Here is a 19,629-nt window from a genome sequence, read left to right as displayed (position 1 = left end):
AGACGATATCGCACCATTTGCAGGTATCTTTTAAATGTATATTTTTTGATAATTTTTCAGCTAACCGATTTTTATCTGTATTGCTGATGATTTCAAGCTACATACAATTAAATCTGATAATACGCACAAGCCCATAGCAATACAACGCACTTTACGGTCTAAAAACATGACTTGAACTTGTCTGATTTTTAAATTAAAAAGACGACTCAATTGACCATTTTCTAATCTTTAATTTCATTTCAGTCCTTCATCTGTTTATTAAAAACACCCCTGCTCGACCTTAATCTTTTAAATTAACTAACACATGACAATGACCTAATATTTTCGTTGTTTTAAATTAAGCAAAATGTATTCCACTTCAAAACTGATTCTCTATTTTGGTTTTGTTATACTCCGTTTCTACTATTAATTAAGAAGTTTTTAACTGAAGTCGAATATGAGCAAAGTCAAAACTGTTTACCGTTGCGAACAATGTGGTGCCGATCATCTTAAATGGGCAGGTCAATGTTCAGAGTGTGGTGAATGGAATTCTTTGACTGAAGTCAAACTTGAGCCAACCACCGCTCACCGCGCACGTCCAAAAGTTGGGGGCTATGCTGGTCAAGCTGCCAATATTACAACTCTAAATAAAGTCACTTTTTCCCATGAAACACGCTTACCCACAGGCATCAGCGAATTTGATCGCGTACTTGGCGGAGGCTTAGTTACGGGTTCAGTGGTATTGATTGGTGGTGACCCCGGTATTGGTAAATCGACTATTCTTTTGCAAACTGCAACCTATATGGCAAGTGCAAAAAGCTCTGCACTTTATATTACCGGTGAAGAATCGTTATCTCAGGTTGCACTTCGCGCTCAACGTCTTGACTTACCTACTGACCAGTTAAAAGTCATGGCAGAAACCTGTGTTGAACGTATTTGCGAAGTCTTAGAACAAGAAAAACCTGTCGTGGCGATCTTAGATTCGATCCAAACGCTTTATACAGAAACACTTCAATCGGCACCGGGTGGTGTTTCACAAATTCGTGAATCTGCTGCTTTATTAACTCGTTATGCAAAAAATAGTGGCACTGCACTCTTCATTGTTGGTCACGTGACCAAAGAAGGTGCACTGGCAGGTCCACGTGTTTTAGAACACATGGTGGATTGTGTACTTTACTTTGAAGGCCAATCAGACTCACGTTATCGAATGATTCGTGCTGTTAAAAACCGTTTTGGTGCGGTGAACGAGCTTGGCGTATTTGGCATGACAGATAAAGGCTTACGTGAAGTTGCTAACCCTTCTGCCATTTTCTTAAGCCGTTATGATGAAGCAATTCCCGGTTCAATTGTCATGATTAGCCGTGAAGGAACTCGTCCTCTTTTGGTGGAAGTCCAAGCTTTAGTTGATGATGCTCAAGGACAACCTCGTCGCGTAGCATTGGGTCTTGAACAAAACCGTTTAAACATGCTGCTTGCTGTAATGCATCGTCATGGTGGTGTTCAAACCACAGGTCAAGATGTCTATGTCAACATTGTCGGTGGTTTAAAGATTACCGAAACAGGTTCGGACTTGGCTGTTTTGCTGGCTTGTGCTTCAAGTCTACGAACTAAAGCTTTGCCTCAGCAACTTGCCGTTTTTGGAGAAGTTGGCCTTTCAGGTGAAATTCGTCCTGTACCAAATGGCCAAGAGCGTTTAAAAGAAGCTGCAAAACATGGCTTTAAGTATGTCATTTTGCCTAGAGGTAATGCGCCGCAAAAAGCAATTCCCGGCGTACAAGTCATTGCGGTTGCCCGTCTGCATGAAGCATTGACTGAGGCAATGCAACTCAGTGATGAATTGACATAAAAAAACATACTTTTATGGTTGAAATTTAGCGTAAATACCTTCATAAATACTATTACAATTTAATTTTAGACAGGAATTTCCTATGGAAGTACACCAGCGTGGCTTGATTACCGGTATTTTAATGGCTGCTTTAGCAATTTCGCCTCTTGCTGAAGCTAAACGTGCAGGTGGTGGTAAAAGCCACGGTATGGCACGCTCTACTACTTCAAGCCAGTCTTATCAACAACCTCGTCAAGTGACTCCTGCTCAACAACCTGCTACTGCACCTCAACGATCAGGTCCAGGTGTTGGTTCAATGGTTGCAGCTGGTGTGGCTGGTGCTGCCGTAGGTGCTGTTGCAGCAAATGCTTTAGCTGATGACAAACCAACATCAACTGAACATCAAGCAACTCAAGCTGGAACAGAACAAGCTGCTCAAGCGCAACAAGAAGAGAAAAAAGGTGGAATTCCTAGCTGGCTTTGGGTATTACTTGCAGCAGCTTTAGCCTTTTTTGTTTTCCGCAAATTGGGCGCAAAAAAAAAATTAGCAGCTAATAATCCTTACGCACCAAATAACGACGGTCAAAACCCATTTGGTCGTTCTGCTGCACCACAAGCGACACCACGTAATGCTGGAGATAATACAAATATCTTTGGTCAATCTGTGGGTGGCGGTGCAGCAACCCAAGCTCCTTTTGGCGGTGCAACAACGAGCAATGGCAATCAACTTCCAGATGGTAGTGAACCTGCTGCTTTCTTACGTATTGCACGTCAACGTTTTAATCACATCCAATCGATGAATACTGCAAGTAACATTGAAGAAATTCGCCGTTACTTAACACCAGAACTTTATAGTTCTATGTATAACGACATAATGGAAAACCAAGATCAAGACGTTGCTGAATTTAGCAATCTGAATGCGATGGTTGTAGACAGTGCGACTGAAAATGGTCAATACGTTGTAAGCGTACGCTTCACTGGTACTGTGAGTGAAGATTTAAACAGCTTGCCACAACCATTTACTGAAATCTGGCACTTCGTTAAACCGGCTGGTTCTCAGCAAGATTGGGTTGTTGCAGGTATTCAACAAGCGTAAGCTAAATAAACCCTCAATAAAAAAGCCACAATATTGTGGCTTTTTTATTTGTCAGTTTTAAGCAATTTCAGCGGGGAATGTAATGACTTTTTCAATTTTGACCTGATCCATTGCAACCATAAGTAAGCGGTCTATACCTAAAGCAATTCCTGAACATTCTGGCATATGAGGCAGTGCTGCTAACAAGTTTTCATCTAAAGGCATAACATGAAGGCCTTGCTTAGCACGCTCTGCATTGTCTGCTTCAAAACGTGAACGTAACACGGCTGCATCGAGCAATTCATCGTAAGCATTGGCAAGCTCTAAACCTTCAATATAAACCTCAAAACGTGCTGCGACCTCTTCCCCATCTTCATCCACTTTCACTTTTGCCAAAGACGCCATTTCTGGTGGAAAATCAGTTAAAAAGACTGGCGCATCAAATCCTAAACTTGGTTCAACAAAATGAGAAAATAATAAATCCATGTAAGCTAGACGATCATCGCCTAAATCAAGATTTAATCCCACACGATTTGCAGTATCTTTGAGTTGCTTCAACGTTGCTTGCAATGGGTTAATATCAAGACGATCTTGAAAGGCATGTTTATAACTTAAAATAAACGGACGAACTTCCCCAAAACGATATTGCAAACAGCTTTGCAATAAATCGGCGGTTTCATGCATTAAAGCTTTTAGATCAAAAGCCGGACGGTACCATTCGAGCATGGTAAATTCACTATTGTGTTTACGCCCGTGTTCATCATCACGAAAAACCTTACAAATCTGATAAATCGGCCCACTGCCACTCGCCAACAAACGCTTCATGGCAAACTCAGGCGAAGTCTGTAAATATTGAGTCTGCAATTTGCCATTAATATGACGTAAAGTCTGAACAGATGCTAAATGCACATCGGTGACACCTGCTTGTGAAACAATCGGTGTTTCCACTTCCATGACATCACGTTCAGCAAAAAACTGACGAATCTGGTTATAGAGTTTGGCACGTGCTTTTAAGGCATCAATTGAACAAGTTGGTTGATAACTTAAGCTCATGCCTGTGGCCCTCCATGTGCTGCCCATTCACGGCGCAGCGGATAATTCTTACGTAATAAATCAAATGCTTTTTGCTCTACTTTGCCCTCTTTAATACAGGCACGGATGTTGGCATAATCTTGAGCAATATCATAAATCTGAGCTAATTTTTGCTTTAACACTGCTTTTAAATCATTTCCTGAAAAATAATCATCACATGCAGGCAATTGAGTCTCGAAACGCTTATTTATATCGAATCCGAACTTTTGGCAGAATGCTTCATAAATCATTTGCGTACCGCGTGCCTTACCTTCCAAGCTATAACCAGCAATATGCGGTGTGGCCAAAGCCAACATGTCTATAAGTTCTTCAGATATGACTGGTTCATGTTCAAATACATCGAGCACAACTTGACGTTTGGTACGCTGAATATCTTCGATTAAAGCAGCTTCTTTAACGACTGGACCACGCGCACTATTAATTAAAATCGTGTTCGGTTGAAGTGCAGCAAATGCTTGCTCATCAAACAGATGATACGTCGCATGTTCACCATTTTTGGTTAAAGGCACATGAATTGAAATTGCATTGGCTTGTTGCAAAAGAGTTTCTAAACTTACATTTTTAATTGAATCTAACTGCACATATGGATCAAAGCCAATCACATTCCAGCCAAGCAACTGGGCCATATATGCCAAACGCTTACCGACGTTTCCAAGGCCAACGATGCCTAGGGTAAATTTTTCTTGTTTTTCTAAAAGGCTAGCATCTAAATGAAGTAAAGCAGTAATGACATATTCAGCAACTGCCTGCGCATTACAACCTGCCGCATTTGCCCATGTAATTCCTTGTTTTTCTAAAGCAGGAATATCTAAATGATCGGTTCCGATTGTGGCACTACCCACATATTTTAATGCTGTATTTTCGATTAAGCTTGCATTCACCGCAGTGACTGAGCGAACCAATAATGCTTCTGCATCTTTTACATCTGCATGAGTTAAGGTACGTCCCGCATGGTGTTGAATATCGCCAAACTCTGAAAAAAAGTAATCGGTAAATGCCAAATTTTCATCTGCGACAATTTTCATTATCTGCAACTCAAAGCTTATAAAAACGTTATTATCCTTTGAGTTGTAGCAAAGCACAATGTTAATGCCTTTAAATTCACGATTCTATATCTTGCACTTTTAAGGCTTATAAACCGCCGCCAAAATAGAAATAGGCCATTACCGCTAGCGTTACCCAAACTAAAATAATTAACACAGCGACCAAATAATTTTGAGGTCTTCGCTCCTGCTGTTCTAGCCATTCATCAGCTTGTTGTTCTGCATCTAAAATGACTTGCTTAGGCGTAAAGCGAACAGCTAACCAAATAAGAATGGGCAAAATTAAAGCATCATCAACAAAACCTAAAATAGGAATAAAATCTGGAATTAAATCGATGGGGCTAAAAGCATAGGCAACAGCAATCACAGCCAAAATTTTAGGCAATATCGGCATTTGAGGATGCTTTGATGCAAACCAAAGCATAATAATTTGTTTTTTTAGACGTTTTGCCCAATCTTTTATAGACTGTAACCAAGACATTTGGACAGACTCTGAACTACATAACTCTGATCATAAAGTATAAAGTTCGTGCTTAACTTAAAATTAGGCAAAATAGAAATGTATATTTCCATTATGTTTGATCATTCTTAGCATTTGAGCTGATCTGATCAATATTTCAATGCATGACCCTTATGTATATAAAACGAAATCATCTCCACGACAAAAGCTTGCTAAAGTTAGGCCAGAAGTTTTTGCGAGTCGAATAGCCATACTGGTGGGGGCAGAAATTGAAGCCAATAAACCAATATTAAGCTGAGCGCATTTACGGATTAATTCGTAGCTTGCACGACTGGTCATAACAACAAAACCCAAACTGGTTTCGTAGTTTTCTTGAGCTAAATAACCCAGTAGTTTGTCTAAGGCATTGTGACGGCCAACATCTTCAAACAAAGCTATGATTTTGCCTTGAACTACCCAAGCAGCGGCATGAGCGCCACCCGTTAAGGCAGTAATTTTTTGTTGATCTTTTAATTGAGAAATCGCGACTGGAATTTGTTCGAGCCACTCTTTGGAAGGTTCGATGGTAATTTTAGAAATATCGAGCTGAAGCTGCTCCAAACTTTCAATGCCACACAAACCACAGCCTGTACGACCCACTAACATCCGTCGCCTTTCTTTTAACGCAGCAAATGCTCTAGATGAAATGGTCATATTCACTTCAATTCCCAATTCACTTTCATGAACCTCAATGGCATACAACTCTTTTAAGCTCGTTAAAATTCCTTCGGACAGACTAAAACCTTTAGCAAACACACTCACATCGGTAGGTGTAGCCATCATCACTGCATGAGAAATGCCGTTATATACCAAAGCAATCGGATGCTCTTGAACAATATTATCTAAAACACTTTCAGATTCGGTTTTCTTAAACCGCTTTACTTGTAATGTTTCAACCCCATAAGAATGTGGTGTCAAAATAATTTCCTTTATCTTGAAATGGCGCTTGTTAGAGCGCCATTTGTTTGAATTACATTTTTAATATCGCTGTTAATTTAAAGGTTACTTACTTTCTTATCAGCATCTTCAGGATCAACTGCTGTTGCCAAATTAAAGTGTGCAGGTGCATCACCGGGATGCAAAATCACAGGAACACTTTTTGAAGCTGGAATTTTGGCGTATTTATCATGACTGCTTAACGCCACCAAGGGATTGGTCTCTGGATAGTACGCAGCTAAACTGCCACGTGGAATGTTGTACGGCACAATACGGAAACTATGCACAATACGTTTAACACCATCTGAGAAAACACTTTCAATATCAACCCATTGATTTGCTTCAAAGCCCGCTTCATCAATATCGGCTTGGTTCATAAATAACACACGGCGCTGTCCGAAGACCCCACGGTAGCGGTCGTCGAGACCATATAGCGTCGTGTTGTATTGATCATGAGATCGAGTGGTCATTAAGGTATAAACTTTGCTCTCGGTATAAGCGGCAGCATATTGATTTTCTTTATCGCCATAGACTTCACTCAGAGGTGTAATCATAAACTGTGCTTTACCACTTTTTGTGTTCCAGATGTGCTGATTAGCCGGATGCTCTAGATGGAAACCACCCGGGTTATAGACACGTAAATTAAAATCATGGAACTCATCAAAGACCTCAGCAATTGAGTCACGAATACGGTCATAACTTTCAATGTACCATTTCCATTTGATCTTGCTGTCTGGCAGCACCGCTTCAGCCATTCTTGCCACGATGTCTGGTTCAGATAAAATATTTTCAGAAATTGGGGTATTACGCCCCGCCGACAAATGAATATTACTCATCGAATCTTCGACTGAAATGGCCTGCGGACCATGAAGCTGCTCATCAATTTCGGTACGACCCAAACAAGGCAAAATCAGTGCCTCTTTACCACACACCAAATGGCTACGGTTTAACTTGGTTGCAACATGAACGGTTAAATTACACTTTCTAAGTGCTTCTTGGGTATACGGTGTATCTGGCGTCGCAACCGCAAAGTTTCCGCCTAGGCCAATAAAGACTTTGACCTCGCCTTCAGCCATAGCTTTAATCGTTTCAACGACACCATGCCCATTTTTTCTAGGGGATTTAATCCCAAACACGCGGTCAATGTTGTCGAGTAATTTCGGGCTAGGTAACTCATTAATGCCCATGGTTCGGTCGCCTTGTACATTACTGTGTCCACGAACTGGGCAAAGCCCCGCACCCGGACGACCAATTTGTCCACGAGCCAATAATAAATTCGCCAACATATGTACATTGGCTGTTCCATGGCGATGTTGAGTAATACCCATTCCCCAACAGAAAATTGAGCGTTCAGACTCTAAAAAGAGCTTAGCAAGTTTTTCTAAATGTTCAGGCGATAGGCCCGAGTGTTTATAAATATCTTCCCACTCAGTTCGCTCCACCTCAGCAATCATTTCATCAAAACCGATTGTATTCACCGCAATAAAATTTCGGTCAAAAACACTTGGTTTACCTGAAGCTAGCGCTTTTTTATCCCACTCATTTAGGTGCTTTAAAATCCCTAACATGAGTGCATAGTCACCACCAATTTTAGGTTGGAAATAATAACGACTAATGGGGGTACTGCCGTTAGTCATCATTTCAAGTGGTGCTTGTGGGTCTTGGAAACGCTCAAGACCTCTTTCTTTAATTGGGTTAATCGCAATAATGTTACCGCCGCGTTTAGACACTTCACGTAAAGTACCTAACATACGCGGGTGATTGGTTCCGGGGTTATGCCCAAAACTAAAAATTGCGTCGGCTAAATCAAAATCTTCTAGGGTGACTGTGCCCTTTCCTAAACCAATCGAATCAAGTAACCCAACGCTTGTGGTTTCATGGCACATGTTCGAACAATCTGGAAAGTTATTTGTTCCAAAGCTTCGCACAAACAATTGATATAGAAATGCTGCTTCATTACTTGCACGGCCAGAGGTATAGAATGCAGCTTGATCTGGGTGATCTAACGCATGTAGATGCTTAGCAATAATCTGAAATGCTTCATCCCATGAAATTGCTACATATTTATCGGTTGCAGCATCGTAGCGAACTGGGTCAGTTAAGCGACCTAGGTCTTCTAGAAAGAAATCACTTTGTTCTGATAACCAACTGACGGTATGGCCTGCAAAATATTCGGGAGTCACTGTTTTACTAGTTGCTTCAAATGCAACTGCTTTTGCGCCGTTTTCACAAAAGTTAAAGGCATGAGCATTTTTCTTTTCTGGCCATGCACAACCGGGACAGTCGAACCCCGTAGGCTGGTTAATATTGAGTAAAGTAATCGAACCTTTTTTTAAAATATCTTGCCGCTTTAAGTTTCGAGCGACACTGAGTAATGCTCCCCATCCGCCCGCAGGATGAGTATAGGGTTCAATTCGTGCAAAGCCGTTATTTTCCTGAATATGCTTTTGTTCTTCTGAATTATCCACTTTGTCATCCTCTTATTACTTTTTACGCATTCTATAGGTGCAATAAATCACAACTTAATTATGGTTATATCTACGCTATTTGCTGTTTATCTTAATAAGTAAAAATCCACTTTTATCTTACTCATGATATTTAGAGGCAGCCTCAACGCTACTTATAATATGTGCCATATTTTTTATAATTACAATCATTCAGCCAAAACCAAAAAATTATTTAAATTAAATAATAACAATACCTTAAAAACAAAACGACCTATTTTTTACAGATAAAAACATAATTCACTTTATATTTTTAAAAAATAGAAATGATGTAATGAGCTGAAATTTACGTCATTTAAAGTAGGTTTTTATTGCTTTAAGCAGTATAAATTAATTGGAAAAAACAGATTCAGAGAACTTATGAAGGTTGTGATTGCGCCAGACTCTTTTAAAGACAGCTTATCGGCTTCGAGCGTCGCTCAAGCCGTTGCCAAAGGATGGCAAGAGGTTTTTCCAGATGCTGAAACACAGTTATGTCCAATGGCAGACGGTGGTGAAGGAACCATTGAAGCGGTGTTAGAGGTCTGTGACGGTGAATGGCGTGAAAAAACCGTAATGGGGCCATTAGGTCAGCCTGTTCAAGCAAAATGGGGTTGGTTAGAAAAACAAAAAATAGCTATCATTGAAATGGCTCAAGCGAGTGGCATACAGTTAGTTCCACCGTCTGAGCGTGATGCTTGCCACAGCACAACATTTGGCACAGGCCAGCTCATTCTGGATGCTTTAGATGCAGGTGCAAAAGACATTATTTTAACCGTGGGCGGTAGTGCAACCAATGATGGCGGCACAGGACTACTCAGTGCTTTAGGTGCTGTTTTGTTCGACGCCAACCACAACGTTTTACCCCTCGGTGGACTTGCTCTCAAGAATCTATCAAAAATTGATTTAACACATTTCGACCCACGTATTCAGCACACACGTTTTTTACTAGCTGCCGATGTGACCAATCCACTTTGTGGCCCAAACGGCGCATCTCATATTTTTGGTCCACAAAAAGGTGCTTCACCTGCTCAAGTAAAGTTACTTGACCAAACACTTGCCCATTTTGCCGATGTCTCGGCACAACTTTTAGGTTTCGACAAACGAGATGAAGCAGGCTCTGGCGCTGCTGGCGGTTTGGGCTTTGCAGCCAAAAGTTATTTAAATGCAGACTTTAAAGCTGGCGTTAAAGTCGTGGCTGAACTGAATCAGCTTGAGCATAAAATTTCTAACGCAGATTGGGTCATTACGGGTGAAGGTAAATTTGACCAACAAACCTTAAGTGGTAAAACAGTTTTTGGGGTGAGTCAAATTGCCAAAACCCACAATGTTCCGGTCATTGTGATTGCTGGGACATTAGGCGAAGGCTACCAAGCGCTTTATGAGCACGGCGTTACGGCTGCTTTTTCGCTAACTAATGGCCCCATCAAATTAGAGCAAGCCTGCGAACATGCGGCAGAACTTATTTATGAAAGAACAGTCGATATTGCGAGGTTAATTCAATTTAGCCAAACCAGTTTGAGAGATAAAAAAGTTTAATCGGCTAACTTTAAAAGGCTTTCTTTACAGCTTTCCAATATTTCATCGCTAAGGTTTGATTGGTCTGGGCATGCGCGAGACAATGCAATTGCCCCTACAGATTGGGCAAGAATATTAATGGCTTGCTTTCTCAACTCTGGCGCATCCAAAGAAACTTGTTTTGCTCGTTCGTTCATAATGAACTGAATAAGTTGCTCAATACCCTCTTCAAATTCGACTTTTACTTCGTCTGGCTGTCTTGCAGCATCACAAGATAACGCTGTTAAGGTACATCCCAAATCTCGGTTGTCTCGATGAGTGCGGGACACATAAAGCTGAATAAATTGAGTTAAGTTTAAACCTTCTATTCTTTTTAAAACCTGCTCAAGTCCATGTTTAACGGTAATTGAGACAAGGTCGGTCTTCGAAGTGAAATGTTTATAAAAGCCGCCGTGAGTAAAGCCCGCGCTAGACATTAACTCGGCAATCCCAACTCCGTCATAGCCTTTGTTACGAAAGAGTTGAGTCGCCTTTTCAACAATTTTTTCTCGGTTTTCTTTTACCTGAGTTTTACTGACTTTCATTTTGGCGCACCCACTTTTATTCACCCTACTGGTCATAATTATACATTGATTATGGTTGACATCAAAACTCGCATATTTTAGATTATAGTCATCATCTAAAAATTAAAGCGTGGAGACATCACATGTCAGCTCAATCAAAAGTACTTATTACAGGAGCTTCGTCTGGAATTGGTTCTGTCTATGCAGACAGATTTGCTCAACGTGGCCATAACTTAATCTTGGTTGCACGGGACACCAAGCGCTTAGATAAAATCTCAAAAGACCTTCAAGAAAAATACGGTGTACAGGTCGAGTTCATTCAAGCCGATCTATCAAAAGATCAAGACATCACTAAAATTGAAGATGTACTCAAAAACGATGCTGATATTGAAATTTTGGTAAATAACGCTGGGATTGCACTGAACGGAAACTTTTTAACTCAAGATATTAAAGACATTGAAAAACTTATAACTTTAAATATGACCGCAGTTGTTCGGTTGTCTCATGCAATTTCGCAACCTCTTCTACGCAAAGGGAAAGGCGCGATTATTAATTTAGGTTCAGTGCTTGGATTAGCTCCTGAACTTGGTTCGACCATTTATGGCGCAAGTAAATCTTTCATCCAATTTTTTAGCCAAGGTTTATATTTAGAATTAAAAGATCATGGCGTGCATGTTCAAGCCGTATTGCCATCTGCAACTAAAACCGAAATTTGGGAACGTTCTGGCATCGACTTAAGCCAAGTCCCACCATTAATGGATGTCAATGATTTGGTCGATGCGGCTCTGATTGGTTTTGATCGTAAAGAAACGATTACAATTCCTGTGCTGAAAGACGAAAATCAATGGAATAATTTTGAAAAATCACGTATCACATTACTACCAAACTTTTCTTCGGCTGATGTAGCCCAACGTTATAAAACTAACTAATACTGCTACCCAATTCTCAAGTAGGAAAATCTTATGAATGTTATTGATGCCATCCGTAACCGCCGTGCAGTTAAACGCTTTGACCCTGCATTTCAACTTTCTGACGATAATAAAAAACAGTTATTACAAGAAGTTTTAGCAAATGCTCCAAGTGCGTTTAATTTGCAGCACTGGCGCCCTGTTGTGATTGAAGATGCTGAGTTAAGACAACAAATTCGCACCATTGCATGGGATCAACCACAAGTTACCGAGGCTTCTTTACTGATTGTGTTATGCGCAAAAGTAAGCTCGTGGGAAGCCGATGCTAAACGCGTGTGGGATGGCGCGACTCCAGAAGTGCAAAATATTATGGTAGGTGCGATTGATCAATATTATCGTGACCGCCCGCAAACTCAACGTGATGAAGTGATGCGTAGTGCGGGTATTTTTGCTCAAACCTTGATGCTTCTTGCTCAAGAGCATGGTTTAGACAGTTGCCCAATGGATGGTTTTGACTTTGACGCAATGGCAAAGCTGATTAACTTACCTGAAGATCATGTGGTGTGTTTAATGATTGCAGTTGGTAAGTCAGCATCTCAGCCTTACCCGCGTGTGGGCAAACTTCCTTACGACGATGTCATTATTCAAAATACATTCTAAGTTTTTAAATTTTAGGCCCTCATACCATTTACAACGTGAGGGCCTAAAACTGTTAATGACATTCTGTCTTGTGAAACTATTTTCCTGCTGAGCTATTTAATCTATTCGTTAAACGACGAACTAAAAGAAAAAATAAAGGCACAAAGAAAATAGAAAGTAGAGTTCCCGAAATCATTCCACCAGTGACGGCGATACCAATTTCTTTTCGGCTCACAGCTCCTGCTCCTGTAGATACAGCCAATGGTAGAACACCTGCAACAAAAGCCAGAGATGTCATAATAATTGGCCGTAATCGCTGACCCGCACCTTCAATAATGGCGTCCATTAATGCCTGACCAGCCTCCAATTTGGCTGCCGCAAATTCAACAATCAAAATAGCATTTTTGGCAGAAAGTCCAATCGTGGTAAGCATAGCGACCTGAAAGTAAATATCGTTAACAAAACCTGCCAGACTTGCCGCAACTACAGCGCCAATAAGACCTAAAGGAATAACCAACATGACAGAAACAGGAATAGACCAGCTTTCATAAAGTGCTGCCAAACATAAAAAGATAAAGATGATTGAAGCCAAATATAACCAGATCGTTTGGCCACCCGCTAACTTCTCTTGATAAGACAATCCACTCCACTGAAGATTAAAGCCTTGTTGCTGGTCAACTAACTGCTGCATTTTATCCATAGCCCCGCCAGAACTTTCACCTGTTGCAGCAGAGCCTTGAAGTTGGACGGCTGAAAGACCATTAAAGCGTTGCAGCATTTGAGGCCCCATTTGCCATTTCACAGAAGAGAAACTAGAAAATGGTGTCATTTGACCAGTAGCGCCACGAACATACCACTGCCCAATATCTTGAGGTAAAGAACGATAGTTCGCTTCGCCTTGTAAATAAACTCGCTTAACACGTCCCCTATCAATAAAGTCATTAATATAAGATCCGCCCCAAGCAGAAGATAATGTATTACTGATATCAGCTTGGGCTAAACCAAGAGCGCTGGCTTTTCGTTGATCGATATCGACTTGTAACTGGGCTTTATCTTCTAAGCTATTCAAACGTACTGCTGCTAGGCCAGAATCAGCATTTGCTGCTTTTAACACATTATTTTGTGCAGCAATTAAAGCATCTCGTCCTTTATTTTCAGCATCTTGCAACCAAAGTTCAAAACCACTTGATTGCCCAAGGCCTCTTACAGCAGCGGGTGAAAGTACCTGAACACGTGCGTTACGCAGTGACTTAAAATGTGCATTTGCACGAGCAATCACAGCTTCGGCTGTATTTTCACTACCTTCTCGGTCATCCCAATGTTTGAGTCCAGCAAATGCCATTCCCACATTTTGCCCACTGCCTGCATTATTTCTACCCATCACCATGAAAATCACATTGAGATTATTCTTTTCTTTCGTCAAAAAGTAATCTGCAATCTGATTACCAACCCTTTCTGTTTCAGCTAATGTCGTGCCTACAGGCGTACTAAATTGAACCATAACCGAGCCTTGGTCTTCTTGGGGTAAAAACCCCGTATTCATACGCGTATATTGCCAACCTAACAAAGCTGTAATACCCACGAATATGATCATAAATATTTTGGGTTTACCTAAAACAGCAACTAGCTTTGTACGGTAGCCTGATTGACCTTGCTCTACTTTACGGTTGAACCAAGTAAAAAATTTTCTCTGCTTATGCTTTTCATTTGCAGGTTTGAGTAATGTTGCACATAGCGCAGGTGAAAGTGTTAAAGCAACAATTGCAGAAAGTACCATAGCCGATACGAGCGTTACCGAAAACTGGCGATAGATAATCCCGACGGAACCACCAAAAAATGCCATAGGTAAAAATACCGCTGCGAGTACCATGGCAATACCCACGAGCGCACCAGATATTTCTTGCATGGAAATTAGGGTGGCTTGCCGAGCATCAACATTTTGCTCATGCATAACCCGCTCGACATTTTCTACAACGACAATCGCGTCATCTACCAGTAAACCAATTGCGAGTACCATCGCAAACAAAGTCAGTGTATTAATGCTATAGCCAAGTATGCTCAACACACCAAATGTTCCTAACAATACAACTGGGACTGCAATTGCCGGAATTAAAGTCGCACGCCAGCTCTGCAAAAATAAGAACATGACAATAATCACGAGAACAATTGCTTCAGCTAAAGTTTTAATCACTCCATTTACAGAAGCTTCTACAAATGGAGTACTGTCGCGTGGGTATGCAACTTTTAAACCCGCTGGCATAGAGGCAGTTAATCGTGTGACCTCGGCTTTAACTCGTTCAGCGGTTTCTAATGCATTGGCACCAGATGCAAGCTGAATAGACATACCCGAAGCTGGCTTTCCATTCAGACGTGTAGACGTCTGATAACTCTCTGCACCCCGCTCGACTCGGGCAACATCTTTAAGTAATACAACCGCACCATTTGTTTCTGTCCGCAAAATAATATTTTCAAATTGGCTCACGGTTTGTAGCCGAGATAATGCTGTTACTGTTGCATTTAGAGCCTGCCCATCACGCGTGGGTAATGCGCCCAATTCTCCTGCTGTAATTTGAGTGTTTTGTGCTTCAATTGCGGTTCTAACGTCTGATGGCATTAATCCATAACTGTTTAATTTATGAGGATCAAGCCAGATACGCATTGCATATTGAGCACCAAATACGGTGATTTCACCTACTCCATCGACCCGACTTAATGGGTCTTGAAGTGTGCTCACCATATAGTCAGATATGTCGACAGAAGATCTAGTCCCACTTTCATCGTAAAGCGCAAAGACCAGTAAACTATCACCCTGTGATTTTGTTACAGTGATCCCTTGCTGCTGAACCTCTTGAGGCAATCGACTCAGTGCCTGATTCACAGCATTTTGCACCTGTACCTGCGCAGTGTCAGGATTGGTATTTTGATCGAAACTAAGACTTATCCGTGCTTGTCCTGCCGAACTACTACTCGATGAAAAATAAAGGAGACCATCAATACCCTTAATTTGTTGCTCCAAAATCTGGGTGACACTGTCTTCAACAGTTTTGGCCGATGCTCCCGGGTAATTCGCAGTGACATTTACACCCGGTGGTGCAATGTCAGGATATTGCTCAATGGGTAACGTTAAAATCGAAATCGTCCCCAATGCCATAATACAAATAGAGAGGACCCAAGCAAAAATAGGTCGTGCAATAAAAAAACTCGACAACATAGGGAATCCTCAGCTCATTGGGGTAGGATCAATCGTCATGCCGGCACTTAAACCTTGCAGACCATCAACAATGACTTGATCTCCCGCCTTCAAGCCAGAGGTCACTAACCAACGATTATCAATCGCACTCCCTAAAGTAGTTTTTCGTTGTTCGGCTTTATTATCTTTTCCAACAACCCAAACAAGTGCATTTCCTTCTGCATCTCGGAACAGCGCACCTTGAGGAATTAAGATGCTGTTAGGACGTGTGCCCGTTCCAAGTTCCGCCCGTACATATATTCCCGGTAATAAAGCATTATTCGGGTTAGAAAACGCAGCACGTAACGTGACACTTCCAGTGGCTTCATCTACTGCAATATCACTAAATTTAAACGTTCCTTGTTCCGCATAGTTCGTGCCATTTTCAAGCTTCAAACGTACTGAAAGTTCATTCGGTTTTATTCCATTTTCAGTAAGCTGTTTGCGCAGCGCCATATATTCATCACTCGACTGGGTTAAATCGACATACATCGGGTCAAGTTTTTGAATCGTTGCTAAAGGATCTGTTTGAGCCGAAGTGACTAAAGCTCCACGTGTAATCGAAGAACGCCCTATCCGTCCTGAAATAGGCGCAGTAACTTGTGTATAACGTAAATTGGTTCGTGCCATTTTCAGTAGGGCTTCATTTACTGTCACGGTGGCTTTTGCTTGTTCATATGCACTTCGAGCATTATCAAGCTCTTGCTGACTCACGCCATTTACTTTAATTAATTCTTTATAGCGCTCAGCTTGTAAACGAGTCGAATTGACTGTTGCTTTAGCAAGTGCAAGGTTACCAGCGGCCTCGTCAACGCTATCCCGATAAAGTGAAGAATCAATTTTATAAAGGGGTTGCCCCTTATTCACCTGAGAGCCTTCTTTAAACAATTGCTCGACAACCACGCCATTTACTTGTGGCCGCACTTGAGAAATCTCAGAGGCAACTGTTCTTCCAGCCAATTGATAAGTAGATTCAATCGTCTCTGGTTTTATAGTGATAATGCCCACCTGTTGAATATTTTTGGTCGCAGGCTGGTCAGCATCACAGCCATTCAAGAAAAGCAACAAAGGCAATAAACACAAAGTATTACGATGAAAAAAATTAAAAACAAGCATATCTGGGACCCCAGACTTATAGACAATTTATTTACTTTACTGTAAAGTAAATAAATAAGATGTGCAAGAAATCCTCATATGTTAAAAAAATCTCCAGGTCGCCCTTCTCGAATTCGCCCTACTATCCTTGCAGCAGCACGTGCACTATTTCTTGAGCATGGATTAGAAGTTCGTTTAGAAGCTATTGCAGCTAAAGCCGGAACAAATCGACAAACTTTATATAACCATTTCCCAACTAAGACGGCTCTACTTATTGAAGTTTTTGATCATTTAAAAACAGAAATGGAAGTGCCTTTTGTTGAACAACATGAATTAAAAAATAAGCGCCTAGATCAATTACTCTTAGAAATTGGGCAGGCTGTACAAAATCATTTTTATAATATTGACGTCATTCGTCTGCAAAGATTGCTGATTATTGCATTAGTTGAAATGAAGGAAATTCTTCCAAAAATTCAACAGCGTACTCAAGGAAATATTAAAAGATCGTTAACCGATATCCTTGCAACAGCACACAATGCAGGCATTGTTAAAATTGATCAGCCAGAGGAAGCAACAAAAGCATTCCTCGGTGCTGTAATGGGATATGCATATCCTGCTACGCTGATTAGCGGAAACATTCCGACTCCTCAAGAGCTACAGCAGTTAAATGCAGAGGTTTGCCGAACCTTTTTAAAAGCATGGCAATATAAAGAATAGATTTTATAAAAAGCCCTTTGATAAGAAGGGCTTTTCTATGAAATAGCTAAACTTGAAAACGATGAACGATACATATTACGCCGCTTTAAACTGCTTCAAAAAACATTCTAATATCATCTCTCTATTCCCTACTTGACCCGAGCTTAAAAGCTGAATAATCACACCTTCAATCATATATAAAAATAGTTTGGCATCCTGAAAGGAAACATCGGTTTTTAGTTTTATAAGTTGGCTATAGATTTCATTCAGTAACCACGTTCTATACCTCACTGCGATTTGATAGGCTTTGGGATAGGTCAGCTTCGTTTCAAAAATGGCTTTAAATAATAGGTAGTACAACCCTTCTAAACCGGTATGTAAGAAATAAAGGTTTTTGAGTTTATCAATCACGCCCGCGTCGTGGTCGTAGTCAGCAATTGAAACTACTTTTTCTTTTAAGCGTTCTTTTTGCACAGTCATACAGATTTCGATAAACCGCTCTTTAGAGTGAAAATAATGATAAAAAGTCGCTTTTGGAATTTGAGATTCTTTCACGATTCTGTCTATTCCCACAGTGTGAAATCCGTGGTTGTGAAACAGATTAATCGATTTATTTACGACTTGTATGGCACGTGGGGAGATCACTAAATGTCGCATAGTTTTACCGTTATAAAATTCTTGTTGTAGATAAGCGAGATACTTTTTTGGGAGAAAAAAAGGCATAGCAAAGCCGTAAAGACTGTGCGTGGCACATCTCAAGTTTTATTGTTGATTAAGTTTTTTGGTCGTGACGATTTAAAGCCTGAAAAGCCCAAGGGCCATCAAACTGCTTTAAAAGTTTAAGTTGTGTCGATATAGACTTTGGCAAAGGCTGCCAAGAAATTAAGAATGTGCAAAGCCAACTCCTTTTTATTGGGAGTTCCGCCAGACATGAATAGGAATTATGGTGGCAGAACGAAAGGGGGTTAGCAGACTGGCTCAAGACCCAGCACACCCGAAGGTGTCCCCCTTCCGTCCTACCGCAACAAAAGGGAGACGAACGAGTTCACATTAAAAAAACGAGTTTTTTCAATGCTCTTGAGTACGGTCTGCTAAAACCGACTGGCAATGTAGGCCAGCAGGCAAAGGATAGTGCTCCGCCCTTTTGCAGTCAAGCACACAAAATGACATTTGTTTTAAATTAGATCATTAAAAAGTAAGGATAAATAATGAGTGAGTTATTGTTAATGAGGGGTTTATAAAGGAGAGAAAAACAATCTTAGGAGGCTATTCAACTCATTTAGGATAGAAACAGAGTCTTGAAAAAGAGTATATTCTAATATTCCTAATAGATATCTACAGGAACTTATAGATATGAGTAAAGCTACATATCTAATTTATTTTAAGAAAAAATAGGATTAATTATGAAACCTGAAGATTTTATTAATAAACTTAAAGATAGTGTTCTTGATGATTCTATGAAATTTTATATAGAAACACTCAACACTAAAGACATACCAGATAATACAATTCAATATTGGAAAGATGCTTTAAATCTATTTAAAAAATTAGAGGAAAAAGAACAAAAAATTCTATTGTCAATTATTCAGCAGACTATTATTGATACAACGAGTACAATTTTAGGAATTATAGATGGATCTACTTCTTTAGATAAAGAACAGGGTAACCTTTGTTTAAAATACATAGATGAAAATGATAAAGAAGTAGTTATAGGAAGTAATTTATTAGCAGACTTTTGTACTCTACTCGACCAAGAAAATAAAAATTAGTTTCAATATATTCCTAGTGTAAAATGCAATATGATGATAAAAAAATTATAGTAAATTTTATATATAGTTTTCAAACAAATAATAGGATTTTTAAAAATGAAAACAATAAATCATCTTCTTAATATTTTAGTTAACATCCTATTAGTTCTATTAACTTATTTTTATCTAAAAATTCATTACTATTACTACAATCTGAGCGAATAGGACTGGAGTGATGATAGGTATATTCTATCATTACTATTTATATATATAATTTTCTTTATATCTATCACCTCATTAT

General features: G+C 40.1%; 16 protein-coding genes. 7 read left to right on the top strand and 9 right to left on the bottom strand.

Translation table 11 applies throughout. The features are described from left to right. The first annotated feature begins 436 nt into the window (after positions 1 to 436). Positions 437 to 1,825, top strand: a complete 1,389-nt coding sequence (gene radA, locus ODQ17_RS11060; protein WP_013197043.1) for a DNA repair protein RadA — start codon at positions 437 to 439, stop codon at positions 1,823 to 1,825. A gap of 82 nt (positions 1,826 to 1,907) precedes the next feature. Then, a complete protein-coding gene (locus ODQ17_RS11055; RefSeq protein ID WP_013197042.1) occupies positions 1,908 to 2,900 on the top strand; it encodes a Tim44 domain-containing protein in 993 nt (330 codons plus the stop codon). 57 nt (positions 2,901 to 2,957) lie between these two features. Here the strand turns inward: ODQ17_RS11055 and epmA are convergent, their stop codons facing one another. The 5 genes from epmA to ODQ17_RS11030 all read right to left on the bottom strand — a co-directional run bounded on the left by epmA (position 2,958) and on the right by ODQ17_RS11030 (position 8,917). Further along, positions 2,958 to 3,932: an EF-P lysine aminoacylase EpmA gene (gene epmA, locus ODQ17_RS11050; protein WP_322903634.1), complete on the bottom strand. Its 975-nt coding sequence runs from the start codon at positions 3,930 to 3,932 to the stop codon at positions 2,958 to 2,960. After that, complete coding sequence (locus ODQ17_RS11045; protein ID WP_322903632.1) at positions 3,929 to 4,996, bottom strand: 4-phosphoerythronate dehydrogenase; 1,068 nt, start codon at positions 4,994 to 4,996, stop codon at positions 3,929 to 3,931. Before ODQ17_RS11045 ends, epmA begins: the two co-directional genes overlap by 4 nt. A 106-nt stretch (positions 4,997 to 5,102) precedes the next feature. Continuing rightward, complete coding sequence (locus ODQ17_RS11040; RefSeq protein ID WP_322903630.1) at positions 5,103 to 5,495, bottom strand: YkvA family protein; 393 nt, start codon at positions 5,493 to 5,495, stop codon at positions 5,103 to 5,105. A gap of 150 nt (positions 5,496 to 5,645) precedes the next feature. Then, on the bottom strand, positions 5,646 to 6,431 hold the full coding sequence (gene fdhD, locus ODQ17_RS11035) for a formate dehydrogenase accessory sulfurtransferase FdhD (protein WP_322903628.1): 786 nt from the start codon (positions 6,429 to 6,431) through the stop codon (positions 5,646 to 5,648). Positions 6,432 to 6,508: 77 nt separating this feature from the next. Further along, on the bottom strand, positions 6,509 to 8,917 hold the full coding sequence (locus tag ODQ17_RS11030) for an FdhF/YdeP family oxidoreductase (RefSeq protein WP_322903626.1): 2,409 nt from the start codon (positions 8,915 to 8,917) through the stop codon (positions 6,509 to 6,511). Between the two features lie 396 nt (positions 8,918 to 9,313). On the opposite strand from ODQ17_RS11030, the gene ODQ17_RS11025 reads away from it, so the two are divergent. Next, complete coding sequence (locus tag ODQ17_RS11025; protein ID WP_322903624.1) at positions 9,314 to 10,471, top strand: glycerate kinase; 1,158 nt, start codon at positions 9,314 to 9,316, stop codon at positions 10,469 to 10,471. Here the strand turns inward: ODQ17_RS11025 and ODQ17_RS11020 are convergent. Beyond that, positions 10,468 to 11,034: a TetR/AcrR family transcriptional regulator gene (locus ODQ17_RS11020; RefSeq protein WP_322903622.1), complete on the bottom strand. Its 567-nt coding sequence runs from the start codon at positions 11,032 to 11,034 to the stop codon at positions 10,468 to 10,470. The genes ODQ17_RS11025 and ODQ17_RS11020 overlap by 4 nt on opposite strands. A 122-nt stretch (positions 11,035 to 11,156) precedes the next feature. On the opposite strand from ODQ17_RS11020, the gene ODQ17_RS11015 reads away from it, so the two are divergent. Together ODQ17_RS11015 and ODQ17_RS11010 are read left to right on the top strand one after the other, a co-directional pair. Beyond that, positions 11,157 to 11,942 carry an SDR family NAD(P)-dependent oxidoreductase gene (locus tag ODQ17_RS11015; protein ID WP_322903619.1) on the top strand — a complete coding sequence of 262 codons (786 nt, stop codon included), beginning with the start codon at positions 11,157 to 11,159 and terminating at the stop codon, positions 11,940 to 11,942. A gap of 33 nt (positions 11,943 to 11,975) precedes the next feature. Next, on the top strand, positions 11,976 to 12,581 hold the full coding sequence (locus tag ODQ17_RS11010) for a nitroreductase family protein (RefSeq protein WP_322903617.1): 606 nt from the start codon (positions 11,976 to 11,978) through the stop codon (positions 12,579 to 12,581). Between the two features lie 76 nt (positions 12,582 to 12,657). Here ODQ17_RS11010 and adeE read toward each other — a convergent pair whose 3' ends face one another. Further along, a complete protein-coding gene (gene adeE, locus ODQ17_RS11005; RefSeq protein WP_322903615.1) occupies positions 12,658 to 15,771 on the bottom strand; it encodes a multidrug efflux RND transporter permease subunit AdeE in 3,114 nt (1,037 codons plus the stop codon). A gap of 9 nt (positions 15,772 to 15,780) precedes the next feature. Next, complete coding sequence (gene adeD / locus ODQ17_RS11000; RefSeq protein WP_322903613.1) at positions 15,781 to 16,905, bottom strand: multidrug efflux RND transporter periplasmic adaptor subunit AdeD; 1,125 nt, start codon at positions 16,903 to 16,905, stop codon at positions 15,781 to 15,783. A 78-nt stretch (positions 16,906 to 16,983) separates the two neighbouring features. On the opposite strand from adeD, the gene ODQ17_RS10995 reads away from it, so the two are divergent. Next, positions 16,984 to 17,601, top strand: a complete 618-nt coding sequence (locus tag ODQ17_RS10995; RefSeq protein WP_322903612.1) for a TetR/AcrR family transcriptional regulator — start codon at positions 16,984 to 16,986, stop codon at positions 17,599 to 17,601. A 75-nt stretch (positions 17,602 to 17,676) separates the two neighbouring features. Here ODQ17_RS10995 and ODQ17_RS10990 read toward each other — a convergent pair whose 3' ends face one another. Then, a complete protein-coding gene (locus ODQ17_RS10990) occupies positions 17,677 to 18,237 on the bottom strand; it encodes a TetR/AcrR family transcriptional regulator (protein WP_322903744.1) in 561 nt (186 codons plus the stop codon). A 746-nt stretch (positions 18,238 to 18,983) separates the two neighbouring features. On the opposite strand from ODQ17_RS10990, the gene ODQ17_RS10985 reads away from it, so the two are divergent. Further along, positions 18,984 to 19,349 (top strand): hypothetical protein, encoded by a 366-nt coding sequence (locus ODQ17_RS10985; protein WP_322903610.1) that lies wholly within the window; start codon positions 18,984 to 18,986, stop codon positions 19,347 to 19,349. The last annotated feature ends 280 nt before the right edge of the window (positions 19,350 to 19,629 follow it).

It is taken from the genome of Acinetobacter sp. IRS14, from assembly GCF_034650275.1.
Lineage (GTDB): Bacteria > Pseudomonadota > Gammaproteobacteria > Pseudomonadales > Moraxellaceae > Acinetobacter > Acinetobacter oleivorans.
Note: the sequence above shows the minus strand (reverse complement) of the source record. Positions and strands in the feature narration are given on the sequence as shown.